Source organism: Mycoplasma sp. ATU-Cv-508 (assembly GCF_004011945.1).
GTDB lineage: Bacteria > Bacillota_I > Bacilli_A > Mycoplasmatales > Metamycoplasmataceae > RYZV01.
Map to the genome: position 1 here is coordinate 649,931 of NZ_RYZU01000001.1, position 24,968 is coordinate 674,898.

The window sequence follows — 24,968 nt, forward strand, 5'->3', positions numbered from 1 at the left end:
GGGAAGCATGGGAAAACCGCTCTGAATAATTGGAAACTGGAAAATGAACCAGGACTATTTGCAAATTGACTCTTATCTTGAACGTTTTGAGCAGGCGTTGAATAATCCCAAAGTTAACTTTGCTTTAGCCGTCAATTACACCTTGTTAAAAAAGGTTCGTCAATCAGGTATAGAGGGGCTAAAAACTTTTGCCCAAAATGTCTCCGAATTTAATCCTGGCGCATACACCGGCGAAACATCGGCCTTAATGCTATCTAGCCTTGGGATTGAAGGGGCTATTATTGGTCACTCGGAACGACGTCAACACTTTGGAGAAACAGACTTAATTGTTCGCAAAAAACTCAAACAACTTCTAGCTAACCGCTTAACCCCAATTGTTTGCGTCGGTGAAACTTTGCTTGAGCGCCAACAAGAAAAAACTGAAAAAGTAATCATTGAACAACTAGTTACAATCTTCGCCAAATTCAAAAAGTTTGATGATTTTATTATCGCTTACGAGCCGCTTTGGGCAATTGGAACTGGCCAAACCGCTACGCCCGAGCAAGCTCAAAAAGTAGCTCGCTTAATTCGCAAACAAACGGCCAAGGATGTAAGAATTCTTTACGGCGGATCTGTTAGCGCCGATAACGTTGCTGCCTTCCTAACTCAGCCGATGTTGATGGCGTTTTAGTTGGCGGAGCTTCGCTTGATCCTAAGGGTTTGCCCAAATCATTAGCGAGGCCGAGCGTGTCTAAACGAGCGGTGTTAGTCATTTTGGACGGATTTGGCGAGCGCAAAGATCAAAAAGGTAACGCAATTGCGCTGGCTAAAACCCCTAACTGAGATTACCTACGCAAACATTATCCTCACACATTGCTTAAAGCTGCTGGTCAAGCCGTCGGTTTACCTGCCCAGCAAATGGGCAATTCGGAAGTTGGTCATCTTAACATCGGAGCTGGCACAGTTGTTTATACCGGCTTATCTCTAATAAATCAAGCACTTAAAACTGGTGATTTTGAAAAAAACGTTAGTTTTTTAATGGCTTTTCAAAAAGTTAAAAAAGCGGCGCAGCATTGCACTTAATGGGACTTCTTTCGCCCGGGGTGTTCACTCTCACGAAGATCATCTCTTTGCACTTTTAAAACTTGCCCACGTGCAAGGACTTAAAAATGTTAGCGTTCATGTTTTCGGCGATGGTCGCGACGTTAGCCCTCAAAGCATCAAACCATCACTTGAAAAATTAATTACATTGCTTCAAAATTACCACTATCAACTGGCCAGCATTATGGGCAGGGTGTACGCAATGGATCGCGACCAGCGCTTTGAAAAAACTTTGCTAGCTTACCAAGCCTTGCAAGGAAAGAGTAAGAATCATTTCTCAAATGTTTTAGATTATTTAAGTCAGCAATACCAGCAAGGTATAAGCGATGAATTTTTAGAACCAGCCGTTAACAAAAGTTCTAAGACCCATTTTTTGAAATCTGGCGATGCAGTAATTTTTTTCAACTTTAGACCTGATCGTGCTCGTCAGCTAAGCCACTTTTTAGTCGGATCTTCATTGTATGACTATAATCCGCCCGAGCGTCTATTGAGCATTGATTTAACAACTATGATGAAGTACGAAGGAATAAGTAAATCCAGAGTTGCATTTTCAGAGATGGAGATTAATCAGACATTGGGAAAAACTTTATCTGATAACAATATCAAACAACTCCGCGTAGCGGAAACTCAAAAGTACGCTCACGTCACCTTCTTTTTTGACGGCGGTAAAGACGTCCTTTACCCACTGGAAAAAACGCATTTTGGTGCCATCACATAAAGTTGATAACTTTGCCCGTTTACCTGGTATGAGCGCTCAGGGCATCACGAACGCAATTATTAAAAATTTGAACCAGTTTGATGTAATCATTGCTAACTATGCCAATCCTGACATGGTTGGTCACACTGGCGAACTAAAGCAGACTATTGAAGCTATTGAAATAATTGATGATCAACTGGGTCAATTGTATCGTGCTTGTCAAAAGCACGGGGCAACGCTTTGAATTACGGCTGATCATGGCAATGCTGAAATCATGTTAGATAAGCAAGGGAAACCTTCAACTAAACACACAAATAGCGATGTTCCTTTGTTAGTGTGCGACTCCTTGATCAAACTTAAACCGGGTAAACTTGCTAATGTGAGTCCAAGCTTACTTGACTACTTAGGTTTAAAAATTCCTACTCAGATGGATGCTAAGTCGTTATTGATTAAGTCGGATCGTTAGATATTGGTTGGTAAGTTTGCCGCATTTGCTCTTTAAGTTGCGGATCGTTTTTAATTAGTGCAAGCAGTTGAGCGCGCCCATGGGCAATGTTTTGACCATTTCACTGGTACCACCCGCCTTTAGAAACTAACGAACCTTGACTAATCAATAAATCGATTAGTTCGTTATCTTGGTCGAGTCCGTGGTTAAAACTGAGGTGAATTTGACCAACTCGGTAAGGCGGAGCTAACTTGTTTTTCACGCACTTAACTTTTAGATTCACTCCATTGGGAGCATCGCTTACACCAGTGTAACCAGTCCGACGTACTTCCAATCTCAGCGAAGCGTAAAACTTGAGCGCACGACCACCGGGCGTGACTTGAGCAGGACCACTAAAATGATTAATTTTTTCGCGAATTTGGTTAATAAAAATTACGCTTGTTTGTGACTGGATAGCGTAGCAGTAATTTTGCGGAGTGCTTTGGACATTAAACGCGCTTGCAGTCCAATCGTGTTGTCTTCAAAACAACCTTCTAATTCAGTTTGAGGAATTAGAGCCGCTACCGAGTCAATTACGATTAAATCAATCGTGCCAGTTTTGGCTAAAGCATCGGTTATTTCTAAAGCTTGCTCAGCCGAGCTGGGTTGGACTAAAATGAGTTGATTTTTATCAACGTTTAGCTTAGTTGCGAATTCTAAATCAAGCGCATGTTCAGCATCAATGAAAACGCATTTACCGCCCTCTTTTTGAACTTGACTAATTGCTAAAAGAGCCAGCGTGGTTTTACCACATGATTCAGGACCGTAAATTTCAACTATTTTCCCGCGGACAAATCCGCCCACACCAGTTAACTCGTCAATCACGAGCGAACCACTTGAGAAAACCGCGCTGGGCTCACGAAGACTTTCGCCCGGCAAAATAATCGTGCTATCACGAAATTGTTCAACTAGCGCTTTCAAACTCGAATTGGAAGACTTTTTAGACATATCTACTAAGATATTGGTCAGTTAAAAATTTTACTTAATTTTTTAAAGGCAAAATTGACTGCTTGGGCGCGAATTTGGTTACGATCACCTTTTAAATTGAGTTGCCACACTTTTTCGTTAATTGCTACGTAAACCTCTCCAACGGGACGGTTTTCTTGATTAGTTGGACCGGCGTTACCAGTAAAAGCGACGCAAATATCTACTCCGAGTCACTTTTGGCCTTGCTTTGCCATATCTAAGGCGGCTTGAGAATTAATCACGCCCTTATCAACATTAACGCCGATCTTGGCTTTTAAATCTTTGTCATAAAGAACTAGGCTACCACGAAAATAGCGCGAGACATTGGCGTTATTAACTACTTTACTCGCAAAGAGTCCTCCTGTTAAAGACTCAACTGCACCAAGCGTGGGCAGAGCCACTAGAGCAGCTCCAATCGATCACTTAGGTCGCTACTTGTAAATTGCCCCTTAACGAGAATGTTTCTTTTTGCTAAACGTGAATAAATGACTCGTTCTAAAAACATGTGGAACCAATTCATTTTGTAGTCGGTGGAAACAAGCGGCTGAACTAAGATAGACTCGCATTTTAGTCTGTTAGCGACTAGAATGTCCATTACGATTTGATCGCCCATGATAATTGTCTCCGAGGGTAAAACTTGGTAGCGTTCAATGATTGAACGCACAACTCGTTTAAAGGGTTTGCGCGCGTTGCCATAGAAAGCGTCAGCAGTAGTCTTCTCAGCAAAGCGCTGGGTTCGGTTTTTAGTGTTGTTAGAAACAATTACAAAGATGATGCCGGCACTTTGAATCTTTTGGATGAAATTTATTACGTCAGCGTTGGGTAAACGCGTGTAGTGGGGAACGAGCGTATTATCAAGGTCGCTAATAAAGAGTCTAATTCCTTGGCGTTTAAGTTGCGTTAAGTTGACATCTTTGAACGAGCGGATGTAAATTGAAGGCTTAAAGTAGTTGGCGATTAATTTCTTGCGTCGGCTGTCCATCATATTTGTTCAAGCGATAAATCGTATAGATTGCTTAGATCGCTAAACTTAGTTTTTTCGGGATTTAAATTGATTTCAATGTAACCTACTTCACATCAGAAATCACCATTTCTAAGAAGACTAATTTTGATGCTGATTTTCCCATTTGAATGATCACGCCTAACCTTAATGTCCCAGCCCCATTCTTCAGGCAACAAAATGTCTTTATGATCACGCAGTTTTTTAAAAATTGACTTTTCAATATCTCTATTATTTTCGTTATTTAGTGGAAAGTTCTTTTTTTCTTGATTGATTCAATCTCCTAGTTTTTCAATAATGATTTTTCGCTTTTCTTGATCAGCCCCGCTAACAAAGCCTTTAATCACAAAAATTCTGTCAGCATTGTTTGTTTCAAATTTATTTTTCTGGCCATACTCATCACCCGCAAAAATTCATACCCCAATTTCCAATTCACCATTTTTATCATCCCGACCAATTATTTTGGTATTTATTCTGGATCAAGATTTGTTCCTTTGAATCCAAGGGTTTTTTTAAGTTTTTCAATTGTTTCTTTATCAAGTCCACCAATTTCACTCGGCAAGAAGTTTTTGTGCTTGATTTCTACTGTTGTCTCTACATCCGACAATTTTTTTCTTGCTTCCCTGGTGTTTTTTCAATGAGTTTCTAGATCTGAAGTTTTTAAAAGTCCGTCAATAGACAGAACATGTGAAAATCCAACTGATTTTGATTTACCAATATGTTCATGAAAAACCCAAACAATCATTGTGATAGTACCAACTTCATCGTTATTTTCAATAACATCAACAAACATTTCCAAATCACTAATTTTTTCATCCCATCCGACATTATTTTTGATTAGGTGGATCAAAGTTGCTAAATTTTCAGGATTTTTAAAATTGCTAGGCAGAATACTTTTTTCTTCTAATTCAAGCGTCTTCAGACTAGAAAGTTTTTGACGGATTTTTTCGGCGTATTCTTCCAACCGTGTTAGTTTGTCAAAGTTTTTTATTAATGTTTTGTGAAGAGTCAACCAGTTTTGATCATTTCTCAGTAGTTTAAAATTAAACTCAATTTGACTAGTTTCGTCATTGGCTTGGGATTCAATTGCTAGCTTGAAGTTGTCTGGAAGTGTAATATCAAGTAACTGGTTAAGCGCATTTTCAAAGTACTCATGAATTAACTTGACAAATTCGCTAGCTTTAGCTTTGCCTAGACTCTCTGGTAAAAGCGCTTTTTGAATGCTTGGTATTAGATCTGTAAGCCTTGCTTGGATTTGGTCTTTCAACTTGATATCTTCTAAACTCAGTAGTTCGTCAATAGTGATGCTGTGGTCAGGTTGGCGATTTTCAGTGCTTTGACCCTTGGTTAAAATTCAGAAATTAATCGTTAGTTTACCGCTCTTGTCGTCAGCATTAACAATTTTTGCTCTTAAACTAATTCCTTCGGGCGTTTTATCAAAATCAATCGCTTTTTTGATTTGTTTAAGTCAATTGGTATCAATGCTTTCAAAGTCACTCGGCAATACATTTTTATCTTCCAGTTCTAGCGTCTTGACTCCGGTTATTTTTTCTTTTAATGCTTGAGCAATTTTTTCTAATTTTTGTAATTGACCAAAATCGGTAATGGTAGTTTTGCCAATTTCAATCCAGAACTCACCATGACGCATTAATTTGAAAGTGATTTCAATTTTGTTATTTTCATCGTCGTGACTAACTTCCACTTTTATGCTCATCTCTTTTGGAGTGTTGAACATTTGACTAATAAAACTTTCTAAGTAACTTTTGATGCCTTCGGCCGATTCGCTAGCTTTGCCTAGACTCTCTGGTAAAAGCGCTTTTTGAATGCTTGGTATTAGATCTGTAAGCCTTGCTTGGATTTGGTCTTTCAACTTGATATCTTCTAAACTCAGTAGTTCGTCAATAGTGATGCTGTGGTCAGGTTGGCGATTTTCAGTGCTTTGACCCTTGGTTAAAATTCAGAAATTAATCGTTAGTTTACCGCTCTTGTCGTCAGCATTAACAATTTTTGCTCTTAAACTAATTCCTTCGGGCGTTTTATCAAAATCAATCGCTTTTTTGATTTGTTTAAGTCAATTGGTATCAATGCTTTCAAAGTCACTCGGCAATACATTTTTATCTTCCAGTTCTAGCGTCTTGACTCCGGTTATTTTTTCTTTTAATGCTTGAGCAATTTTTTCTAATTTTTGTAATTGACCAAAATCGGTAATGGTAGTTTTGCCAATTTCAATCCAGAACTCACCATGACGCATTAATTTGAAAGTGATTTCAATTTTGTTATTTTCATCGTCGTGACTAACTTCCACTTTTATGCTCATCTCTTTTGGAGTGTTGAACATTTGACTAATAAAACTTTCTAAGTAACTTTTGATGCCTTCGGCCGATTCGCTAGCTTTGCCTAGACTCTCTGGTAAAAGCGCTTTTTGAATGCTTGGTATTAGATCTGTAAGCCTTGCTTGGATTTGGTCTTTCAACTTGATATCTTCTAAACTCAGTAGTTCGTCAATAGTGATGCTGTGGTCAGGTTGGCGATTTTCAGTGCTTTGACCCTTGGTTAAAATTCAGAAATTAATCGTTAGTTTACCGCTCTTGTCGTCAGCATTAACAATTTTTGCTCTTAAACTAATTCCTTCGGGCGTTTTATCAAAATCAATCGCTTTTTTGATTTGTTTAAGTCAATTGGTATCAATGCTTTCAAAGTCACTCGGCAATACATTTTTATCTTCCAGTTCTAGCGTCTTGACTCCGGTTATTTTTTCTTTTAATGCTTGAGCAATTTTTTCTAATTTTTGTAATTGACCAAAATCGGTAATGGTAGTTTTGCCAATTTCAATCCAGAACTCACCATGACGCATTAATTTGAAAGTGATTTCAATTTTGTTATTTTCATCGTCGTGACTAACTTCCACTTTTATGCTCATCTCTTTTGGAGTGTTGAACATTTGACTAATAAAACTTTCTAAGTAACTTTTGATGCCTTCGGCCGATTCGCTAGCTTTGCCTAGACTCTCTGGTAAAAGCGCTTTTTGAATGCTTGGTATTAGATCTGTAAGCCTTGCTTGGATTTGGTCTTTCAACTTGATATCTTCTAAACTCAGTAGTTCGTCAATAGTGATGCTGTGGTCAGGTTGGCGATTTTCAGTGCTTTGACCCTTGGTTAAAATTCAGAAATTAATCGTTAGTTTACCGCTCTTGTCGTCAGCATTAACAATTTTTGCTCTTAAACTAATTCCTTCGGGCGTTTTATCAAAACCAATTGCTTTTTTGATTTGCGCTAGTAAATGCTCGTCTACGTTTTTAAACGCACTTGGCAAGAAATTTTTGCTCTCTAATTCAAGCGTTTTGACATCATTTAGTTTAACTCGCAAGTCCTTGGCGATTTTTTTCTAATTTTTCTAGTTGACCAAAACCGCTTAGAGTAGCATCTACGACTTTAGCTCAAACTTGACCATTTCGTTCCACTTGGAAAGTGATTTCAATCTGATTATTTTCATCATCGCTTTTGACTCTGACTAGCAATTTTCAGTTGCTAGGAAGAGTCAACAGTTCCTTAAACTTTTTCTCGAAGTAATCACGAATTAAGTCAACAGATGCGCTAGGTTTAGAAAGCAATGTCTCAAGTTCAAGTGCATCTTGCGTTTTTTCTAACAACTCCTTTAGGAAAGATCCAATTTGATCTTTAATTTCTACCTCTTTGAGACTTACTAGATCTTCAATGTTAACTTTGTGATCAGCCTCGCGCTCACGGTAGTTTTCTTCCCCAACTAAAACCCAAATGCCAATTGTCAAAGTTCCGCTCTTGTCGTCAGCATTAACAATTTTTGCTATTAAACTAATCCCTTCGGGCGTTTTATCAAAATCAATCGCTTTTTTGATTTGCGCTAGTAAATGCTCGTCTACGTTTTTAAACGCACTTGGCAAGAAATTTTTGCTCTCTAATTCAAGCGTTTTGACATCATTTAGTTTAACTCGCAAGTCCTTGGCGATTTTTTCTAATTTTTCTGATTCGTCAAGTTTACGGTACCCACCAAGTTCAAACTCAAAGTTAGCCACAAATTTATCTGAGCCCGGTTTGTTTTGGTAGTAGACCTCGATCACAACTGCGACAGTTCCGCGCTCATCGTCAGGTGTGACGTCTTTTAAGTTTTAATTCAATTCCCTCTGGCAAGGTTATGTCGTACATGCTCAGAATGAATTCGAAATTTTTAAATAACACCGGTAATTCGTTCAAAGTATCAGCGATTTTTTTCTTGACTTCGTCAATCTTTTCACTCGGCAGTGAATTTTTATCCGCTGGAAAGACAAACTGTTGAAACAACGTAATTTTGTCTTCAAAACTTTTGATCCAGTTAAGAATATCTTGCTCTCTGCTCTTAATACCTGAAACTTTGAATTCACGTTCTGCTAGCACCTCATCTTTAGAAAGAATTTCAACTACCAACGCAAATTTTCCTTTTCAGTGGTCAAATTCCTTGCCGCTGACCTTGAAAGTGATTCCCTCGGGAAGTTTTAATTCGGAACTGATTTTTTCCACAACTCCTCAATCAAATTCTGGCTATCGTGGTAATCATTGGCGGTTAGCGTTTCATCACCCAAAATGTCACCGGGTATTTTTTCAAATTCCTCTTTAAGCGCCGCGATCTTAGTTTTAAAGCCGCTAATCGTAATTTCATCAACCGGATAATCGCGCTCGGAAGTTTTCACGAAAATGCTTATTTTTAAGATGCCTTGGTGTTCATCGCTAAGCATCTTAATTTCCACTTCTGCCCCGGGAGGTCTGTTTTCGTCTAATTCGCTAACTGCCTTGCGAATTCGTTTTTCAATTTCGCTTTGAAGTTCAGGGGTTAGTAAGGAGTTAATTAAGTCGCCAATTATTTGTTTGTGATTTTCTCTTAATTCATTAACCACTTTGTTCTGGTAGTTAACGTAAACCATGTCGTTTTTAGTGTAAAAACCTCTCCAAGTCATTTGGACGTGCCGACCCCATGGTTTTCCTGACTTATTTAACGCAAAAGTTAGTTTAACAATACCTTCTTGATCGTCAGCAGAATCATTAATCACCAATTCGAATTCAGACCCTAAATCACCAAACAGTTCTCGAACTTGCTCGGCGATAGTTTGTTTTCATCTTTTGTAAAATTCACTTTTTACGAAAGCGCTTGGCAAATTCAGTTTGTTTTGCGGATCAGTTAATTTGTTTTGATCGGCCTCTTTTTGCAACTTAGCGATTAAATCGTCAAAAAGATTTTTGGAAATCCGCGTCGCGCTCGGCCTCGGTTCTAAAACCAGTCAATTTAAGGTGAATGCTTTTGATTATCTTGTCTTCATCTTGAATTAACACGACCAAGTTCACGTAACCTTTTTCGTCGTTAGGCGTTGATTGATAATCAATTTCCCAAGTTAAACGACGACCAATTTCTTTCCAAGGCAGCACGTGTTCCTCTAGGAATTTTTTAATTCTGTCGTTGCGCTCTTGGTCTTCTTTGACAAATTCGCTTGGCATCGTATCCTTGACCCAGTCGAACTTGTCACGCAAATTTTGTTCGTTTCAATTTTCAATTGATTGAGTTAGCGTATCAACCAAACGCTGATATTCTTCAACAGATAAGAGTTTTCAGTGCGCTGAGCCCTCGGTTAAAAGAGTTTCCCCGTCGTAGACTTGGTAATCAAACCAAAGGTCACCAGTTGTTTCGTTAGTTTTGCGCGCGTTGATTTTGAATTCAAGTTTAAAACCAATTTTTTTCTCAAACTCTTCAATTCCAAGCATCTCGCGCAGCAGTTTGTTGTTTTTCACAACTTCTCGCGCTAATTTATCAAGCGGTTTAAACGGACTTTTGACCCACTCTTTAGCCTCGCTTACTTTGTCAACTTGTTCCGGAGTTAGTTTAGCAAAACCACCGATTTTTATTTCATGGTGAAAGTTTGCCAGACTTTTATCCGTCGGTCAAAACGTTATTTTAAGAATGATTTCCCCAGTTAAGTCGCTAGCACTTGCCTGCAAGGCCACTTTCTCAATGGTGTCAAAATTGATTTTGTGAAAAACTTCCTGAGCTAACTCATCAAGCGCTTTTTGTGAAATCTTTTCTGCCGTAACGCTAGCAGTTTTTAAAGCAAAGGATTTTGGATCTTTTAGTCCAGGCAGCTCGGACAACTTTTCGTTAAGAGCCTTTTCAAATTCAGTTGCTGTTTCAATTTCAAACTTGCGTTGAGTGTTAAAGTAACCGTTAATTTTTAAAGTACCCAAATTAATGTCGCCCCTAGTTCAAAGCGATTTTCCGAGTAGACTTGAAGATTAATTTGACCTTCTGCATCGTCAAAACTTTCCAGTTTAAATTTCAAGGCAACTGGGTATTCAAAAACTCCCTGCTTTTTTAGATCCTCCAGAGAAGGCAGTCCGATTTTTGCTAAATCAATTCACTCACCCAAGGACTTAGTAATTTCGCTGGGCAAACGTTTGGAGAGCGCTGAGTCTTGGGTCTCGCCTGCAAAAGGATGGTTTTGATTGGCGTAATTTTGCAGACGGACAAAGTTTGCGTGTTGGTACCACTCACCCAGTTGGTTGTGAATGTCCGCACCATTTTTTCGTTCAAATAACCAGTTATTGTCAAATTGACCGCTTGGTCCGAAACAACCTCTTTGGACTGACCGCTGTGGTCGGTCACGGTTAAGTAAGGAGAAACCTCTACTTCTAACGATCCAGCGATCGTGTCAACAGCATTCACTTTCACATGTCACTCTAGGTAATCGCGGACATAAAAATTAAGGGCGGAAGTAATTCCAAGGTCTTTAAGAGAGTAGGTTTTACCAGCTTGGTAGTTAGCAACTTTAATTCTGTTTTCGGTTTTCAGGTCGCTAACTCCCTTAAGAGTTTCAATCGTGTGCTGAAAAACTTCGCTGGCGTTTTTGCTTTGGTAACCTTTGATTTTGATCCGACTGTGTTGAAAATGTTTGTGACCCATTTCCCCTTCTTGGTAATTTAGTTCCACTTCCATTTCCCCGATTAAGTCAAAAATTCGGTTTGGAACAAAAACTGCTCCCTCTGGGAAAGAGTTAGGGTTAATGCCTAGTTCGCGTGCGCTGTAAGCGAAACCTTTGCGCAACTTTAAGATGTCAACTGACTTGTTTTCAACTTGATACTCGTGAACAAGTTTGTTAATTCAGTGCTCTTGTTCCTTAGTTACTTTGTCGCCCGGATCTATTTCTCGTTCAATTAAACTGGGACCGCAAGCGACAACTGCGGCAACTGGAGCCGACACAAGTCCAAGTCCTAGCCCAAATATGAGCGTGTTTTTAATTTTGTTTTCTTTGCATGTTATTCCTGCTCTCCTAACCAAGGTTATTTACATAACCTTAGGTTCTAAAATTATTTTAAACCAAAACATCATTAAGTGGACAAAAAAAGAGCGGTCAAAACCTTCTAGTTCTTAACCATGCAACTATGATTTTAAACTCTTTTGCATCAGTTGCCTAATCAACTGATGTTTTACTCTCTAATTTTACTAAAAAACTTGCCAACTAGAGAAAGTTCGGTACAAATTGCTGTAAGAAACCGCACTAGATTTTGGACGCTTAACTCACGAGCGGTCAAACTAGTCTAGTCAGGGTTGAAGTAAAACCATTCCAACCGCGATGTGAATTAAAATTAGGGCAAAGAGGTTAAAACGTCGGTAGTAACTGAGGTAAAAACTCTCAAGGCTGGCGACGACCGAGTAAATAATCACCGCGTAAATGCGCCAACCCGCGACAAAAGCGGCCTTGGGTTGGTTTCAATCAATTTGCGCGTAAATCCCCATCTTGTTAAAAATCAGTTGCGGGAAGCAGTCGCTAAAAAAGTTGGATCGCCAGCGTCAGAGCAATGCCGGCAATCACAGGCCTTAATCAACGCATCAAAGTGGTTAGGTAAGGGTACTGACGTTGAGAAACAAGTAGACCATAAGCTCACCAAACCATCAAAGCGCCGGGCAGAAAAATTGCTAAGTAACTAGTCAACATGACTAAAACAGCGCTCCACATTTTTTCGCCGACTAAAAAACCGGTAATTAGCCCAAACTTAAGACCCGTTACACCGGGCGTTGAGTTAACGACTAGGTAAATTTTTTCTTTGACATCCGGATCAAACCCAAGCAGCGTTCAAAGCGATCCGAAAATCGGCATGAAAGCTTGACCGCCACCAAACACAACCATCCGACTAAAAACGACCCGCCGATCGCTAAACAAAATTTTCACTAGCGTTTTCCCCGTCTTTTAGCTGATTTTTTCCGGACGAATAATTGCACGATTGAAACAACGCCAATCACAGCTAAAATTGCAAAAATGGAAACGTTGTAAGGGTTAGGCACAAACAGACCAAAGAGCACCGTTCCTAGCATCGTTAAAACGAGTGGCACGATCCGGAGTTCTTTCCGACTCGCTTTAAAGTAACGTCAGGCAAACGAGAGCAACACTCCGACAATGACAGGCATAACGGCCAAGTTGACAGCGTACATGTAGCGGGCTTCCACGTAGTTGTTAATCAAAATGTAAACGACTAGCGCCAGCAAAACGTGGGGCAGCATGGCTAGCAAAGTCACCAGCGTGCCGATTCACTTGCCAAGTCTTTTCATGGCGATAAAAACCAAAAATTCAACCGCGCTCGGTCCTGGTAAAGCGTTAGTTGTAATCACTAAGCGGTCAAACTCAACTTTAGTGATCCACTTTCTTTTTTGAACCGCTTCGCGAAAAATGATCGGATTCATCGCGTTCCCGCCGCCAAATCCAAGCAAGGTAATTTTGAAAATAAAGTACGCAATTCGAGCAGCTTCCCTCAGCATCGCTAACTTTATCATAGCACTTAGTCTTGGTATAATGGGAGCAACTTTAACTAAGGAGTTCACCCATGCAAGCTAGCAAAATTTTGGTCATTACCGCTTCGGTAATGCCGCTGGAAAAATCGTATTCCGACGAACTCGCTCACCGCTTTGTCAAGCACTACCAAAAACACTATCCGCAAGACAAAATCACCTGACTAGACTTAAACACAGTTAAGATGGCTGAGAAAACGATGACACGAGCCAACTTTGGTCAGTTTTTTAACCAGACTGACAGCGGAGATTACATCAACCAACTTAAGCAAGTCAACAAAGTGGTTTTTGCTTGCCCGATGATGAACTTTGCCATTAGCACGATGGCTAAAAATTACCTAGATCACATTTTGCTAGCCGGGCAAACTTTTTCTTACAAGTACACTAAAAAAGGCGATGCGATCGGTCTTTTAGACCATTTAAAAGTTCAAATTTTAACTACCCAAGGCGCGCCGCTAGGTTGGTATCCCTGGGGCGACTTAGTCGCTTATCTTAAAGGCACTTGGGAATTTGTTGGCGCTAAGGTAAGCCAGCCATTAACTGTGGCAGGCACCAAAGTTCCGCCGACTAACGAGTTAACTCCGGCTCAGTTAATCGATCAGTACGACCAGCAAATTGAAAAATTAGCGCTTCAGTTTGGGAAAGAGTAAATTTGGACCAGGACCAGCGCTTGAAAATCGCTATTTTCGGCGGGAGTTTTGACCCGGTTCACGCCGCTCACATTGAACTTGCCCGCTTTGCGCTGCAATCAGGCGTTTGCGATCAGTTAATTTTTGTACCCACTTACCAGAATCCCCACAAAAAAAACTCGTCCCATCGCTTCTGACCAAGACCGCCTAGCGATGATTAAGTTGGTTTTACCCGAGGGAAGCCAGGTCTCTGATTTTGAAATTAGACGCCGTGGTCCTTCTTACGCGATCACAACGCTTGAGCATTTTCAAAAACGTTACCCAGCCGCCGACTTGATTTTGTTAGTTGGCCAAGATCAGCTCAGTCAGTTTCACCGCTGGCGTCAAGCTGACAAAGTGAGCAAGATTGCCCAGGTGGTTTTTTTTTCGGACCTCAACCAAAGGCGTTAACCGCGCCAAGCTAGCTGCTTTGGGCGCCAAGGTCTTGACTAATCCGATTTACGAAAACCGCGCCAGCGCTTACCGAAGCGGCGATTTGGGACTGGTTTTACCGCCGGTCCAACGTTACATCGCTGCGCGACGACTTTACTCGAGGAGATTATCAAAAACCAACTCAGCCAAAAACGTTATCGCCATAGTCTGGCGACGGCTAAATTGGCACGCCAGTACGCGGCGCTTTTAAAAACCGATCCCGAAAAAGCTTACTACGCGGGTCTTTTGCACGATTTTACCAAGGAATGAAGTGTCGAGCAACACCAGCAATTTCTCAAAAAGTGGCACTACAACGCTCGTCAGTACGAGCCCTACCAGTACCACTCTTTGACCGCTTCGCTCTGAGCTGAGCACGTTTACCAAATTAACGACCCAGAAATTGTTCAGGCGATCCGGGTTCACACTTCGCTTGAGTGGGAACTCACCGCGCTTGACAAAATCGTTTTTAGCGCCGATAAGTTGAGTCAAGGTCGCCGTTGAGAAGGGATTCAAACTTTGCGGCAACTAATTTTGAGTGACTTTGACCGCGGTTTTGCTCAAATCGTGGCTAAAACGTGACGTGATTTAGAAGCGCAAGGCATCACCCCTAGTCTTTACCAAGCCAAAATTTACCAGCGCTGGTCGGGCCTTAGTTAGCAAAGCATTATAATGCTAGTGTGAAACAAAGCCAAATGGAGCAAATTCTTAAATCGCGTGGTCTTTGGGTAACCAAAAATCGGTTGGCGATTATGGCTTGTTTAAGCGATCAAGAGCACTTTCACTCGATTAACCAAATTGTTAACCACACCAAAAAATTAATTAACACCAAAAGTATTTACAACAACATTCGTGCGCTCACTAAGGCTGGGATCGTGGACAGTTACACTTTTGATGGCATTTCTAAGTACGCGCTCAACGACCAATTGCTTGGGCAAGTGCACGCTGTGCACCTAGTTCGCAGTAATCAGAAAGTTGACCATTTAAGCGTTGACCAGAAAGTTTTTGCCGCCATCAGCGACCAGGTTCAAAAAGTCACCGGTCAAAAAGTCCGCGCGGTGAAGATTTTTGTGGATTTAGATTAGTTTATTCTTCTTCGTCAATTAACTCTAGAGGGATGACGCGGGTAATCACTTGTTCTTCTACAACGCTTGGCGCCGGTTTAACGACACTTTTTCTGACCGCTGCCGGTTGTTTTTTAGCTTTGCCAACCGGAATTAAATTGGTCATGGCCGGTTGAAAGTCTTTTTTCTCGTCATTAAAGCGGAGCGACCAGAAGAAGATGGCGAGAAAGTTTAAGGTGATAAAGTTGAAAATGAGCAACCCCTTTTTCAAAAAAGCAGCAAGTACCAAGGTAGGTGACAAAAACCTCAGAGGGTAAAACTCCAAATTAACAATAGCGCCGATCCGATGCCAACCGCAATTGCGTTGCCAAGAGGCGAAATTGGCAAGAGCAAAATGCGCCAGCCCCGGAAAGAACCGTAAACCGATTGACCAAGGTATTCACCAACTTCGTCAAACAAGTTAAACGAAGCGATCGTAAAACCAACTAGCGCCAAAGCAAAAAGACCTAAACTAATTAAGAGCAAAACAATTTTTCCCCAACCGTGGGTTCACGTTCTTTTTTAGTCACGATTAATTCCGTGTCTAAAAGAGTAGCGGCGATTTCCCGCTCAAGCGCTAAAAAGTGGTTGTGGTTAACGCGGAAATAGTCGTTTAGGTTTTTAAAGTAGATGTTAGCAATCGCTAAGCAAAACGGCGTGATAAAAAGTCAAATTGATGTGCTGTAAATAATTGGTAGGTCAAGCATAATAATTGAGATGATTCCGCCCACGATTAAAGGCACGCCTAGCAGACAAAACCAAATTGGCAAAGTCACTAACGGCGTTCAAAGCGGCAGTGAAAAAAAACTGCAGTTGCGAACTAAAAACTTGTTTTGGCGACTAATCGCTAAGTGAGCCAGACCAGCCGAGTTATCCCAAGGGATAAATTTGTAATAAAAACCACCGGGCCAAGTTGTGGCGCGAGCGTTTTAAAAGTTGGATCAAACTTAGGTCTAAAAAGTTAACGATTAAAAAACCAAGACCTAAGTAGAGGTTAAAAAAGTTCAAGCTGACGCATCTCAAACTGACCCCAAATTACCACAAAAGGGCAGTTACCAATCACAACAAAAGGCAGGAAAACTAACACTCTTAGCACTACATTTTTATAAAGCAAGTTTTTGTTGGGAAGAAAGACGGGTCATTTTACCAACATTATACCGCTTGCTCTTTAAATTTGGCAGCCAAGCGTGTCGTGTAAAGCCTCGTAAATTAAAAGCGCGCAACCTTGGCGATTAAGGTGGCGACCGACTTTAGATAAAACGTTGGCCTGACCCATTTTTTCTCTCGGGTATGGTAAAAGCTGGATCATTTGGCGGTAATCGCTCAGTCACTGGCAAGCCTCAGATAAGTTTAAGCCAACCACTTTTTCTAGCACCATGTCGCTGCTAGCGATGGCGATGACGCAGCCGTGACCGGAGAAGAGCGCTTTTTTGATTTTTCCAGCGTCAGTTTTGAGCACTAAAGTAATTTTATCGGCGCAGTGCTCGGCTTGGTAAATGCGAGACTTTACTCCCGCCAGCGTGCCTTGAAAGCGCGGATGAAGGTAGCGGTCCATCAAAATTTTGCGCCTTTCGTTCGGATCGCTATACCAATTCATCTAAAAAATCACCGCCCTCTTTTAGAGCGCTAACTAATTTGTCAATGTCGCTCTGGTCGTTGTAGCCGCCAATCGATAAACGTATGGCACTCAGAACTTGGCTCGCCTTGGCTGCTAGAGGCGCGCAGTGGGTGCCACCGCGCAAAATAATTCCCCGCCGGGCTAAGTAACTGACAATGTCGTGAGCGTTAAAGTGTTGGTAGTTAAAAAGACAAATTACGTCTTCGGGTTGGGAGTAAAGTGTTATTCCTGGACAATTTTTGAGCTGTTTGTAGGCGTAACGCGCGAGTTTTTTTTCGGCTTTAAAATCGCGGTTTTTCAAAAAGTAGTCTAACGCAACCCGGAACGCAAGCAGTCCAAAGTGATCGGGTGTACCCGGCTCATAACGACTAATTCCCCGACTTGGCTGCCAAGTTTGGTCAGTGACAACTTTGGTAGCTCCGCCGCCAAAAGTAACTGGTTCAAGCTTATCGAGCAAAGCTGACTGGATGGCTAAGACGCCAATTCCAGCTGGTCCGTAAAGTTTGTTAGCCGAAAAGGCTACCACATGAGCGTGTTTCAAAGTGACTGGTTCGTGGCGATGGCCTGAGCCGCGTCGTTAATCACTAGCGCCTTGACGCTCTGCGCTTTTTTTTCAAATTCGCGCGGGGTCAGTCGGCCTTGCCAAAGTGTTGTTAAGTTGGGCATAGGCGATCACTTTAGTGCGTGAGTTAATTGCTGGAAGAAGATCGTCAGCGTAAACAACTTGGGCCTTGGTTCGGCGCGCTAACTCAAGTCAAGGTGTGATTTGTGAAGCGTGGTTGTAGTAAGAGAGCAAAATTTGATCGCCTGGTTTAACTAGGTGTTCGACCATGCGGGCCACCCGGTTTAAACTGTCAGTGGCACTCGTGGTAAAAATAATTTCGTTTGACTGGGCGTTAATTAGCTCGCCAAGCTCTGAGCGCAGCTGGTTAATTTGATGCACAACTTCAATTGCAAGCGGAGCATCGGAGTTGTGAACGTTAAGCGGATATCGCTCGTAAAACTGGGCAAGTTTTTCAAAAACGACCCGCGGTTTAAGTGCCGCCGCGGCCGAGTCAAGGTAGACTAGATTTTTTAAAAGCGGGAAATCTTGGCGTTTCATTAGCTGACCTCCAACCAAGCAAAATATTCGGTGTTGCCCGCTTTTTTACCCGGCAGAGTTGAAGGCAAAACCGCTCGCTTTTTAAAACCAACTTTTTGAGCCTGATCGAGCACTTTGTTAACAATTTCTGGGTGAAAATGCTCGGGAACAATTCCGCCACGCTCCACTTGGTCGCGCTGAGCTTCAAACTGGGGTTTGACCAAAGCAATTAAAATTCCGCCGGGATTCAAATCTTTCTAATTGGACCAAACACCTTGGTTAAACTAATGAAAGACAAGTCACAAGTGACGATGTCAACTTTTTCTTTGAACCAGCTGGGATCTAGGTTTTTGGCGTTTTTCTTTTCCAACACACTGACGCGAGCATCTTGGCGAATTAGGTAGTCAAGTTGGTTGGTCCCGACGTCAAGCGCCCAAACGTGCTTGGCACCCTGCTCTAGGGCCACTTGGGTAAAACCGCCCGCGCTAGCACCAACATCTAAAACGTTTTTGCCCTGAAAGTCAATTTTCCAAGTTGACAAAACTCCGCTCAGTTTTTCGGCTCCGCGCGAAACTCAGCGGCTTCGGAGTTTAACGTCAATTTGGTCACTTTCCTTAATTGCTTGACGGGGTCAAATTTTCCACTTGATGGTTAACATAAACTTGTCCTGCCCGAATTAATTTCTGAGCCTTTTCACTTTGGTAACCCTGGGTCAACAAATAATCCAGCAACTTCATTAAGTTACCTCTTTTAAAACGGATCTAATTTGTTGATTGTACTCAGGGTGGTAGCAGTCTAGCGAAGCCAGTCAATCGCCGTAGTGGCGACGTTTTTGGGAATTGGCCGCCAGGTAAGTTTGGGAGCTATAAACGTTAGATTTTTTGTACCGACGATCGCGGTGAAAAGTCGACATTTGGTAAACGTACCAGAGAAAAAGTGCCCAGGCTTTTCAATTGATTTTTTCTAGTCCAACCGCGGCCAACTTTTGAAAAGCCGGCACAAACATGTCGGGCCAACGGGCGTTTCAAGCAGCAGTCTTTCGCCTTCCAGACAAAAATCAGTCGGTAAATCGGGTGCAAAAATGAGCGCGATTTTAGTGAAAATAAGTCGCATTTGAGCGTGACTAAAACGCTGACAGTAATCTTTTCACTGTCTTGTCTTGCTAAGTTTTTGGGCGACGATCTTTGTTTTTGACATCTTCTGCACTAATTTTATCTAAAACGGAGTTAATGTACTGATAAGCCTGACCCGGGATAAGGTCTTTAGTCAGTTCGACTAGTTCGTTTATTACGAGCGCCGCGTCATTGACGCTGAGTTCGTAAGCTCCGAAAACTAAAATGGCTCTTTCGAGCGGCGCGGTTCTTTTTCACGTCCACTGCTTAGCCAAAGATTTTTCCACCAAATTTTTCAGTTCCAAGTACCGAGCGCAAACTTGGTCTAACGCTTTGAGAGCTTGGGCATCCAATGAGCCGCTTTCAAAAATTTGACCGCAGTCGGGCGACTGTCAAAAAGTTCAAAGCGGTAAAGAAACTGGACGATCTTTTGCCGCTCACCGCGCGTTAGTTTACTTTTTGCCATCGTGGTCTTGGATAATTTTTTTAATCCGATCGGTCAGTTTTTGGAGACTAAAACCAAGGTGCTCGTAAACTTTTTGACCCGGCCCTGATGCTCCGAAACGGTCGATTCCAATGTTATAACGCGCCCACTTTTGCATTCCGTAAGTGCTCGCTGCTTCAATTGAAATCGCTCGGTCAACTTTCCAAGTAACTTTAGCCGCCGCGGCGTTGACAAGCGAAACGCAACTTAAGTTTAACTTTTGACTAATTTGGTAAGCTAGCGCTAGTTCGCTGCCGCTGGCGACCAACGTTCAAGGTTTTTTTACCTTGGAAAACTAAGTAAGCACCCTGCTTAACTTTTGCTTGGCTGGTTGCGGGCAAAGAAGTAATTTTTTGGCGAGTTAAAACGATTACGCTCGGGCGATTTTTGCTCGCCAGAGCGACCTGGTAAGCACCGCAAACTTCTTTTTCATCGGCTGGCCTTAAACGTTTAAGTTGGGCGTTGCCCGGAGCATCGCTAAATGTTCGATTGGTTGGTGAGTCGGTCCGTCTTCGCCGACTTGCACCGAGTCGTGAGTTAACACGTAAACTACCGGCAACTTCATTAAAGCAGCCAGACGTAGAGCGGGTTTAAAGTAGTCGCTAAAAACAAAAAACGTTCCCACAAAAGGTCTAAGGACGCTGTGAAGCGCCAAACCGTTAGCGATGGCGGCCATGGCAAATTCTCGGACGCCAAACAAAATGTTGCGACCTTGTCGGTGCCAAGGTTGAAAGTCACCGTTGGCCCCGCGTGCTTGGGTGGAACTAGTTAAATCCGCCGATCCGCCGATTCAGTTAGGCATCGTTTCGTTTAAAAAGCCAATTACTCGCCCAGAACTAGCCCGGGTGGCCAAATTAGTTTCGATCGGAATTTTAATTTGACTAGGCGGCGGAGTTTTCAAGAACTTAGCCAGTTCGGGCGAAACTTTGAATTTTAAACGCGCTTTGTGTCCGCGAACATTTACCTTGTCGCGGTAATAGTTTTGAACCAAAGTCGGGATGTCAAATTCGCCTAAGTTTCAGTCCAGACTTTCTTTGACGCTCTGAAAATCACTTCCCAGCGGAGCGCCGTGTACCCGGGGCGTACCCGCTAGTTTAGCGCCGTGGCCGATGATTGTCTTGATTTCAATAAAACTGGGACGGTCGCTTTTTTGAGCTTTTTTAAGCGCCTCATCAATTTGGTCAACTTGGTTTTTTTCCACGCGCAAATATTCAAAACCGATCGCTTCCATTTTTTGAGCTAAATTTTCGTTAAAACTTCTTTGACGTGGGTGTCAAGTTGAACGTCGTTCGAGTCGTGGATCACGATTAAGCGTGATAATTTTTGGTGACCAGCGAGCGAAAGCGCTTCCATCGCCACGCCTTCTTGCAAATCGCCATCACCGCAGAGCACGTAAGTAAAATGGTTAATTTCTTTAAAGCGGGATGCCAAGTGGGCCTCGGCAATCGCTAAGCCAACTCCGACAGCGATGCCTTGACCAAGAGGTCCCGTCGTCGCCTCGACGCCCAGCGTCAAACCGTGTTCCGGGTGACCAGGGGTTAAAGAACCTAGTTGTCGGAATTTTTTGAGGTCTTTTTCGGAAATTAATCCCATTATTCTTAATTGGGCGTAAAGAAGTGCCGAGCCATGACCGGCTGAAAGGACAAAGCGGTCGCGGTTAATTCAAGTCGGATCGCTCGGGTCGTACTTTAGGTGGCGACTAAAGAGTGTGTGAATAATCGGTGCAGCGCCAAGGACAATGCCCGGGTGGCCTGAATTAGCCCGGTTAACCGCAGCGACCCCGTTTACTTTGAGCGTTTTAATCGCTAAATCGTCAATCAGTGTTTGTCTGGCCATAATTACCTTTCGACGACGTCAATTTTAATGTTGGTCGCCTTACCATCGACTAGACTGTAACATAAGTCATCTAACTCTTCCTCAAGCGTTTTGATAATTGGGCAAAGCTGGCTTTGACGAGCAACTTCAATTTTTAAATCCAGTCACAAACTTTTGCTCGGTTCGGAAATTTTGACTTGAACGTCAAGCAACTTAGCTTTTTTGTAGTATTCAAAAACGTGACGAACTGCTTGGTAAAAAGCAGTTGTTTCGATGAAGTACTGCTGGCCGACCGAGTAGTCAACTGGGAAAAACTGACTCATGACTACTTACCTTTCCCAACGTATTTACCTGTCAGCGTTGAAACAATTACCTTGTCACCCGTTTTAAATAAACATCGGCGTTTCTAGTTCGTAGTTAGTTTCTAAAACGACTTTTTTTTGCGGGTTACTTTGGGTGTTGCCTTTGACAGCCTCGGGCGCCTCAATTAACCTCTAGTTCGACGTGAGCGGGTAATTCCAAACCAAGTACTTCGCTGCCAAACATTCTCAGTTCCATCGCCATCTCAGGTTTAATGAAATTTAGTTCCCAACTAATTTGCGTGACTGGCAGAGAAATTTGTTCAAAAGTGTCTTGCGTCATCACGATCACAAATTCACCTTCGCGGTAGAGAAAGTTAACCACTTTTTTGCTAATGTGAGCTGGCGTGATTTTTTCGCCGCCGCCATAAAGTTTTCATGACCACGGCACCGGTCCGGAGATTTTTAACTTTCGCTTTGACGTTGGCTTGACCTCGTCCTTGCTTAGAGTGTTGGGATTCTAAAACCACGTAAATTTGGTCTCCATCTTGAAAAGTGAGACCAGGTTTGAAAGAGTTGACGTTTATCATAACTAAGAAAAATTATAAACTAACTGCGCGACAGAAACTTGGTGACCGCTCGGAGTAACCAAAACGTCGTCCTCGATTCTGACTCCGCCTAAGTTAGGAATGTAAATTCCCGGTTCAACTGTAATGACCATGCCCGGTCTTAGTTCGGTCGCTTGGGAGGCGTTATTAGTCAGGTAAGGCAGTTCATGGACATCAATCCCAAGCCCGTGACCAGTCGAGTGGACAAAGTACTTGCCATAACCTTGTTCGGCAATGTAATCGCGGCAAATCTTATCAATTGTGGCCGTGCTAACGCCTGGTTTAACCGCTTGGATACCTTGGCTTTGCGCTTCGCGAACTACTTTTTCAATTCGTAAGTAGCTCGGGATTAGTCACTTTTCCTACGTGGAAATTACGCGTAATGTCGCAAGCATAACCTTGGTAAAGCGCTCCAAAGTCAATCGTCACGAATTCGCCCTCGGCCAAAACTCTTTGACTAGCGCGGCCGTGGGGCAAGGCTGAACGGGGCCCGGAGGCGATGATTGCATCAAAAGAACTTTTGTCAGCTCCTCCTTGTCGGAGTAAAAATTCTAACTTAGCATCAAGTTCTTTCTCGCTCACACCAGCCTTAATGTGCGGTCGCAGTTTTTCCAGCGCCTGGAGAGCAATTAAAGCTGCTTTGCGAATTAGTTTAATTTCGCGGGTAGTTTTAATGATTCGCATTTTTTGGGCTGAAATTGGGATAAGTTTAGCGCTGGGAAACCAAGCCTTAATTTTTTCGATTTCGCTAAAAGTAGCGTATTCCTGCTCGATTCCGATCCGCTCGTAACGAGCCGCTTGGCAAAAGCGAAAAATTTCCTCGTTAGTTCAAAGCTTAACGTCGGTGTTTTGGGCGTTAGTTTGGGCGTCTTGGAAATAGCGACCGTCCACAAAAAGCGTGTGTTTGTTTTTCTCAATGAAACTCAGTCCGGCCGAAGTGCTAATTTGACTTAGTCATAACCGGGTCTGGTAACTGAGCGAAATTATGACGTCCAATTTTTTTGCGCGCCAAAGTTTTTTCAATGGTTAAAGCGTGGTTGACCAAGTGCGCCTACTTTTTCTCACGGTATAAAGTGTAACGACGAACTTTGGGGTTGTACTTACGAACTTCAAAACGCTCGGGGTGGAGTTTTTTGTTTTTGGTAGTGATGTAAGTTTCTTGCCCAGTCTCGGTGCACTTGAGAATAATGCCTTCTCTTGCCATAATTAAATTCCTTTCCTAAACTTAATGTTTTTTCAAGTTGTAAAGACGTTTTCTTAGGTCTTTAATTTCGCGTTCTTTTTGACGACTCACCGCGTCGTAATACTGATCAAACTCTTTTTGCCGCTCTTCTTTGGTAACTGTGTAAGAAATCTCCAATGTTTCGCTGGAAAACTGAGCCAGTAAACATAATACATTTGACAAAAGCGGAACGAAAACAAACAGCAAAAAGAGTTGGTCAAAAAGTCCTCGTTCGCTAGTTCGAACGATTTGTAAGCCGATCACCCGGAAGATAAAACGAGTCCAAAGGAGAGATAGACCAAGATTGAAACTGTCAGTCCGCCTGGGTTAGAAACCCGGAAAGTAAATATTTCTTTTAGCAGTTCAATTCAGCCGTATCTCATTTCGCTCACGCTAATGTCAGTCGTTCCGCCGACTAGCAATTCGCCCGGGAGCGTCAAGATCAGCAAAAAAGTCATTCCCATCACAAAAGTAAGAAATGAAAGTCACGAATTGAAACGTGGGCGTAAATTTTACTTTTGCGGGAAAAGAACTTTCTCCTTCATAGTTTAAAGTTTAGCAAATTTGTGGTGTTGAAATTCAACGTATGGTGGAGATGCCGGGAATCGAACCCGGGTCCACGAACAACTCAGATGGTTAACTCTACAGTTTAGTTACGATTAGAGTTAATCTGCCAGTCGTAAATCGTAACCAAAGTTGACTAACAGATCCAACGTTTTTTCGCTAGCGTTAAGTTGGGTCGCGCTAGTATATTCCCGTTAGTTTACGAGCCAGGCGAGGACGAGAAACATTCGCCGGTTCGCTAGCAATTAACTAAGCAAAAGCTAGAGAGTTATTTGTTTGAGCCGCTTTAGCAAGAAATACTTCTTGGGCAAGTTGCTCAGTAGATTTTTCGTTTCCGTTTATAAAAACCTAGAGCCTTAAGGTTTGCAGACCACTGCCTTAACCACATTTGTTGACCATGTCAAAACCACTACATCCCCGTTTAAAAATAAGAACGGTTTTGGCGGAGTTGATCGCGCTCTTTAATTTTTTCTCGTTTGTCAAATTTGCTCTTTCCCCGTCCGAGCGCGATCGTCAGTTTAACTAACCCGCGGGGTGAAAGCGTCAGAGTTACCGGCACGATTGTTAGGCCGCGCATTTTTTGACTTAGCGCTAGTTTGCGCAACTCCTGTTTTTTAGCAGCAGTTTGCGATCGCGTTTCGTTTCCTTCGGCGTTCATGTAACGATCAACGTGCATGTTGACTACGTAAAGTTCTTGCTTTCGAAAGAGACAGTAAGCACCTCGTAAGTCAACTTTTTTTGACGAATGGACTTAACTTCCCAACCCTCTAAAACTAGACCGGCTTGGTAAGTTTCAAGTAGATCAAAATTTCACCTTGCCAAAGGATTTTTTGCGATTACTTTCGCCACGGATAACTCTCTAGCCTAGAAAAATGTTTCTTAGGCAAACACATTATACC

Annotated in this window: 39 protein-coding genes, 1 other RNA gene and 3 pseudogenes; 7 read left to right on the forward strand and 36 right to left on the reverse strand. The window is 42.3% G+C overall.

The window, feature by feature from the left end; all coding sequences use genetic code 4:
- Positions 1 to 7: 7 nt before the first annotated feature.
- Both tpiA and gpmI read left to right on the forward strand, forming a co-directional pair.
- Complete coding sequence (gene tpiA / locus CSH31_RS03935; RefSeq protein ID WP_236630718.1) at positions 8 to 670, forward strand: triose-phosphate isomerase; 663 nt, start codon at positions 8 to 10, stop codon at positions 668 to 670.
- A 56-nt stretch (positions 671 to 726) separates the two neighbouring features.
- A pseudogene (gene gpmI, locus CSH31_RS03940) lies at positions 727 to 2,243 on the forward strand (2,3-bisphosphoglycerate-independent phosphoglycerate mutase).
- On the opposite strand, the gene CSH31_RS04745 reads toward gpmI, so the two are convergent.
- The 15 genes from CSH31_RS04745 to CSH31_RS04010 form a co-directional block, all read right to left on the reverse strand.
- A complete protein-coding gene (locus CSH31_RS04745) occupies positions 2,227 to 2,751 on the reverse strand; it encodes a hypothetical protein (RefSeq protein ID WP_236630719.1) in 525 nt (174 codons plus the stop codon). The pseudogene gpmI and the gene CSH31_RS04745 sit on opposite strands and share 17 nt — an antisense overlap.
- Positions 2,655 to 3,182, reverse strand: a complete 528-nt coding sequence (locus tag CSH31_RS04750) for an ATPase domain-containing protein (protein ID WP_236630720.1) — start codon at positions 3,180 to 3,182, stop codon at positions 2,655 to 2,657. The genes CSH31_RS04745 and CSH31_RS04750 overlap by 97 nt, the downstream gene beginning before the upstream one ends.
- Positions 3,183 to 3,214: 32 nt before the next feature.
- A complete protein-coding gene (locus CSH31_RS03950) occupies positions 3,215 to 3,628 on the reverse strand; it encodes a CinA family protein (protein WP_128008901.1) in 414 nt (137 codons plus the stop codon).
- The gene (locus CSH31_RS03955; RefSeq protein WP_127943071.1) at positions 3,628 to 4,212 is read right to left on the reverse strand and encodes an HAD-IIIA family hydrolase; all 585 of its coding nucleotides are present in this window, start codon (positions 4,210 to 4,212) and stop codon (positions 3,628 to 3,630) included. The genes CSH31_RS03950 and CSH31_RS03955 overlap by 1 nt, the downstream gene beginning before the upstream one ends.
- Positions 4,185 to 4,658: a hypothetical protein gene (locus CSH31_RS03960; RefSeq protein WP_128008902.1), complete on the reverse strand. Its 474-nt coding sequence runs from the start codon at positions 4,656 to 4,658 to the stop codon at positions 4,185 to 4,187. Before CSH31_RS03960 ends, CSH31_RS03955 begins: the two co-directional genes overlap by 28 nt.
- 38 nt (positions 4,659 to 4,696) lie before the next feature.
- Positions 4,697 to 7,594: a lipoprotein 17-related variable surface protein gene (locus CSH31_RS03965; protein ID WP_128008903.1), complete on the reverse strand. Its 2,898-nt coding sequence runs from the start codon at positions 7,592 to 7,594 to the stop codon at positions 4,697 to 4,699.
- Positions 7,584 to 8,324, reverse strand: coding sequence for a lipoprotein 17-related variable surface protein (locus CSH31_RS03970; protein WP_161565733.1), 741 nt, complete (start codon positions 8,322 to 8,324; stop codon positions 7,584 to 7,586). Before CSH31_RS03970 ends, CSH31_RS03965 begins: the two co-directional genes overlap by 11 nt.
- Positions 8,284 to 8,760 carry a hypothetical protein gene (locus CSH31_RS03975; protein WP_128008905.1) on the reverse strand — a complete coding sequence of 159 codons (477 nt, stop codon included), beginning with the start codon at positions 8,758 to 8,760 and terminating at the stop codon, positions 8,284 to 8,286. The genes CSH31_RS03970 and CSH31_RS03975 overlap by 41 nt, the downstream gene beginning before the upstream one ends.
- The gene (locus tag CSH31_RS03980; RefSeq protein WP_128008906.1) at positions 8,736 to 9,446 is read right to left on the reverse strand and encodes a lipoprotein 17-related variable surface protein; all 711 of its coding nucleotides are present in this window, start codon (positions 9,444 to 9,446) and stop codon (positions 8,736 to 8,738) included. Before CSH31_RS03980 ends, CSH31_RS03975 begins: the two co-directional genes overlap by 25 nt.
- A 1-nt stretch (position 9,447) precedes the next feature.
- Complete coding sequence (locus CSH31_RS03985) at positions 9,448 to 10,470, reverse strand: lipoprotein 17-related variable surface protein (RefSeq protein ID WP_128008907.1); 1,023 nt, start codon at positions 10,468 to 10,470, stop codon at positions 9,448 to 9,450.
- Complete coding sequence (locus CSH31_RS03990) at positions 10,458 to 10,652, reverse strand: hypothetical protein (RefSeq protein WP_128008908.1); 195 nt, start codon at positions 10,650 to 10,652, stop codon at positions 10,458 to 10,460. Before CSH31_RS03990 ends, CSH31_RS03985 begins: the two co-directional genes overlap by 13 nt.
- Positions 10,631 to 11,482 carry a hypothetical protein gene (locus tag CSH31_RS03995; protein WP_128008909.1) on the reverse strand — a complete coding sequence of 284 codons (852 nt, stop codon included), beginning with the start codon at positions 11,480 to 11,482 and terminating at the stop codon, positions 10,631 to 10,633. The genes CSH31_RS03990 and CSH31_RS03995 overlap by 22 nt, the downstream gene beginning before the upstream one ends.
- 333 nt (positions 11,483 to 11,815) lie before the next feature.
- Complete coding sequence (locus tag CSH31_RS04000) at positions 11,816 to 12,019, reverse strand: hypothetical protein (RefSeq protein ID WP_128008910.1); 204 nt, start codon at positions 12,017 to 12,019, stop codon at positions 11,816 to 11,818.
- A gap of 31 nt (positions 12,020 to 12,050) precedes the next feature.
- On the reverse strand, positions 12,051 to 12,452 hold the full coding sequence (locus tag CSH31_RS04005; protein WP_128008911.1) for a chromate transporter: 402 nt from the start codon (positions 12,450 to 12,452) through the stop codon (positions 12,051 to 12,053).
- On the reverse strand, positions 12,452 to 13,051 hold the full coding sequence (locus CSH31_RS04010; protein ID WP_127943074.1) for a chromate transporter: 600 nt from the start codon (positions 13,049 to 13,051) through the stop codon (positions 12,452 to 12,454). The genes CSH31_RS04005 and CSH31_RS04010 overlap by 1 nt, the downstream gene beginning before the upstream one ends.
- 50 nt (positions 13,052 to 13,101) lie before the next feature.
- Here CSH31_RS04010 and CSH31_RS04015 point away from each other — a divergent pair, with 50 nt between their 5' ends.
- The 5 genes from CSH31_RS04015 to CSH31_RS04035 all read left to right on the forward strand — a co-directional run bounded on the left by CSH31_RS04015 (position 13,102) and on the right by CSH31_RS04035 (position 15,248).
- Positions 13,102 to 13,716, forward strand: a complete 615-nt coding sequence (locus CSH31_RS04015) for an FMN-dependent NADH-azoreductase (RefSeq protein ID WP_127943075.1) — start codon at positions 13,102 to 13,104, stop codon at positions 13,714 to 13,716.
- A gap of 20 nt (positions 13,717 to 13,736) precedes the next feature.
- Positions 13,737 to 13,916: an adenylyltransferase/cytidyltransferase family protein gene (locus tag CSH31_RS05120; protein ID WP_161565734.1), complete on the forward strand. Its 180-nt coding sequence runs from the start codon at positions 13,737 to 13,739 to the stop codon at positions 13,914 to 13,916.
- Positions 13,909 to 14,145 (forward strand): hypothetical protein, encoded by a 237-nt coding sequence (locus tag CSH31_RS05125; protein ID WP_345775191.1) that lies wholly within the window; start codon positions 13,909 to 13,911, stop codon positions 14,143 to 14,145. Before CSH31_RS05120 ends, CSH31_RS05125 begins: the two co-directional genes overlap by 8 nt.
- A 150-nt stretch (positions 14,146 to 14,295) precedes the next feature.
- Positions 14,296 to 14,823 carry a bis(5'-nucleosyl)-tetraphosphatase (symmetrical) YqeK gene (gene yqeK / locus CSH31_RS04030; protein WP_345775204.1) on the forward strand — a complete coding sequence of 176 codons (528 nt, stop codon included), beginning with the start codon at positions 14,296 to 14,298 and terminating at the stop codon, positions 14,821 to 14,823.
- A gap of 20 nt (positions 14,824 to 14,843) precedes the next feature.
- Positions 14,844 to 15,248: a transcriptional repressor gene (locus CSH31_RS04035; RefSeq protein ID WP_127943077.1), complete on the forward strand. Its 405-nt coding sequence runs from the start codon at positions 14,844 to 14,846 to the stop codon at positions 15,246 to 15,248.
- Between the two features lies 1 nt (position 15,249).
- On the opposite strand, the gene CSH31_RS04040 is transcribed toward CSH31_RS04035, so the two are convergent.
- The 21 genes and pseudogenes from CSH31_RS04040 to CSH31_RS04485 all read right to left on the reverse strand — a co-directional run bounded on the left by CSH31_RS04040 (position 15,250) and on the right by CSH31_RS04485 (position 24,918).
- Entirely contained in the window at positions 15,250 to 15,486 is a 237-nt protein-coding gene (locus tag CSH31_RS04040) for a hypothetical protein (RefSeq protein ID WP_148669018.1), read from the reverse strand.
- A complete protein-coding gene (locus tag CSH31_RS04045; protein ID WP_128008915.1) occupies positions 15,459 to 15,752 on the reverse strand; it encodes a hypothetical protein in 294 nt (97 codons plus the stop codon). The genes CSH31_RS04040 and CSH31_RS04045 overlap by 28 nt, the downstream gene beginning before the upstream one ends.
- A complete protein-coding gene (locus CSH31_RS04050) occupies positions 15,743 to 16,042 on the reverse strand; it encodes a hypothetical protein (protein ID WP_148669019.1) in 300 nt (99 codons plus the stop codon). Before CSH31_RS04050 ends, CSH31_RS04045 begins: the two co-directional genes overlap by 10 nt.
- Before the next feature lie 392 nt (positions 16,043 to 16,434).
- A complete protein-coding gene (locus CSH31_RS04055) occupies positions 16,435 to 16,863 on the reverse strand; it encodes an iron-sulfur cluster assembly scaffold protein (RefSeq protein WP_128008917.1) in 429 nt (142 codons plus the stop codon).
- Positions 16,850 to 17,986 (reverse strand): annotated as a pseudogene (locus CSH31_RS04755) (aminotransferase class V-fold PLP-dependent enzyme). Before CSH31_RS04755 ends, CSH31_RS04055 begins: the two are co-directional and overlap by 14 nt.
- On the reverse strand, positions 17,986 to 18,216 hold the full coding sequence (locus tag CSH31_RS04070; protein WP_128008920.1) for an SAM-dependent methyltransferase: 231 nt from the start codon (positions 18,214 to 18,216) through the stop codon (positions 17,986 to 17,988). Before CSH31_RS04070 ends, CSH31_RS04755 begins: the two are co-directional and overlap by 1 nt.
- Positions 18,195 to 18,623, reverse strand: a complete 429-nt coding sequence (locus CSH31_RS04075) for an SAM-dependent methyltransferase (protein WP_128008921.1) — start codon at positions 18,621 to 18,623, stop codon at positions 18,195 to 18,197. The genes CSH31_RS04070 and CSH31_RS04075 overlap by 22 nt, the downstream gene beginning before the upstream one ends.
- Positions 18,624 to 18,701: 78 nt before the next feature.
- Positions 18,702 to 18,971, reverse strand: a complete 270-nt coding sequence (locus CSH31_RS04085) for a hypothetical protein (RefSeq protein ID WP_128008923.1) — start codon at positions 18,969 to 18,971, stop codon at positions 18,702 to 18,704.
- 156 nt (positions 18,972 to 19,127) lie between these two features.
- Positions 19,128 to 19,430, reverse strand: coding sequence for a transcription antitermination factor NusB (locus tag CSH31_RS04090; protein WP_161565737.1), 303 nt, complete (start codon positions 19,428 to 19,430; stop codon positions 19,128 to 19,130).
- Positions 19,431 to 19,529: 99 nt separating this feature from the next.
- Complete coding sequence (locus CSH31_RS04760; RefSeq protein WP_236630721.1) at positions 19,530 to 19,829, reverse strand: hypothetical protein; 300 nt, start codon at positions 19,827 to 19,829, stop codon at positions 19,530 to 19,532.
- Between the two features lie 174 nt (positions 19,830 to 20,003).
- Positions 20,004 to 20,792 carry a hypothetical protein gene (locus CSH31_RS04765; protein WP_236630722.1) on the reverse strand — a complete coding sequence of 263 codons (789 nt, stop codon included), beginning with the start codon at positions 20,790 to 20,792 and terminating at the stop codon, positions 20,004 to 20,006.
- An 8-nt stretch (positions 20,793 to 20,800) separates the two neighbouring features.
- Entirely contained in the window at positions 20,801 to 21,397 is a 597-nt protein-coding gene (locus tag CSH31_RS04770) for a 1-deoxy-D-xylulose-5-phosphate synthase N-terminal domain-containing protein (protein ID WP_236630723.1), read from the reverse strand.
- Between the two features lie 2 nt (positions 21,398 to 21,399).
- The gene (locus CSH31_RS04100; RefSeq protein ID WP_127943085.1) at positions 21,400 to 21,699 is read right to left on the reverse strand and encodes an MMB_0454 family protein; all 300 of its coding nucleotides are present in this window, start codon (positions 21,697 to 21,699) and stop codon (positions 21,400 to 21,402) included.
- 2 nt (positions 21,700 to 21,701) lie between these two features.
- Positions 21,702 to 22,265 (reverse strand): annotated as a pseudogene (efp, locus tag CSH31_RS04105) (elongation factor P).
- 2 nt (positions 22,266 to 22,267) lie between these two features.
- Positions 22,268 to 22,633, reverse strand: a complete 366-nt coding sequence (locus CSH31_RS05130) for a M24 family metallopeptidase (protein ID WP_345775205.1) — start codon at positions 22,631 to 22,633, stop codon at positions 22,268 to 22,270.
- Entirely contained in the window at positions 22,566 to 23,279 is a 714-nt protein-coding gene (locus CSH31_RS04110) for a Xaa-Pro peptidase family protein (RefSeq protein ID WP_345775192.1), read from the reverse strand. Before CSH31_RS04110 ends, CSH31_RS05130 begins: the two co-directional genes overlap by 68 nt.
- A 55-nt stretch (positions 23,280 to 23,334) precedes the next feature.
- Entirely contained in the window at positions 23,335 to 23,487 is a 153-nt protein-coding gene (gene rpmG / locus CSH31_RS04115; protein WP_127943087.1) for a 50S ribosomal protein L33, read from the reverse strand.
- Between the two features lie 21 nt (positions 23,488 to 23,508).
- Positions 23,509 to 23,769 (reverse strand): hypothetical protein, encoded by a 261-nt coding sequence (locus CSH31_RS04120; RefSeq protein WP_128008925.1) that lies wholly within the window; start codon positions 23,767 to 23,769, stop codon positions 23,509 to 23,511.
- A gap of 323 nt (positions 23,770 to 24,092) precedes the next feature.
- Positions 24,093 to 24,488: a transfer-messenger RNA gene (gene ssrA / locus CSH31_RS04125) on the reverse strand.
- Between the two features lie 2 nt (positions 24,489 to 24,490).
- Positions 24,491 to 24,796 carry an SsrA-binding protein gene (locus tag CSH31_RS04130; RefSeq protein WP_201736486.1) on the reverse strand — a complete coding sequence of 102 codons (306 nt, stop codon included), beginning with the start codon at positions 24,794 to 24,796 and terminating at the stop codon, positions 24,491 to 24,493.
- Positions 24,751 to 24,918, reverse strand: coding sequence for an SsrA-binding protein (locus CSH31_RS04485; protein WP_201736480.1), 168 nt, complete (start codon positions 24,916 to 24,918; stop codon positions 24,751 to 24,753). Before CSH31_RS04485 ends, CSH31_RS04130 begins: the two co-directional genes overlap by 46 nt.
- Positions 24,919 to 24,968: the final 50 nt, after the last annotated feature.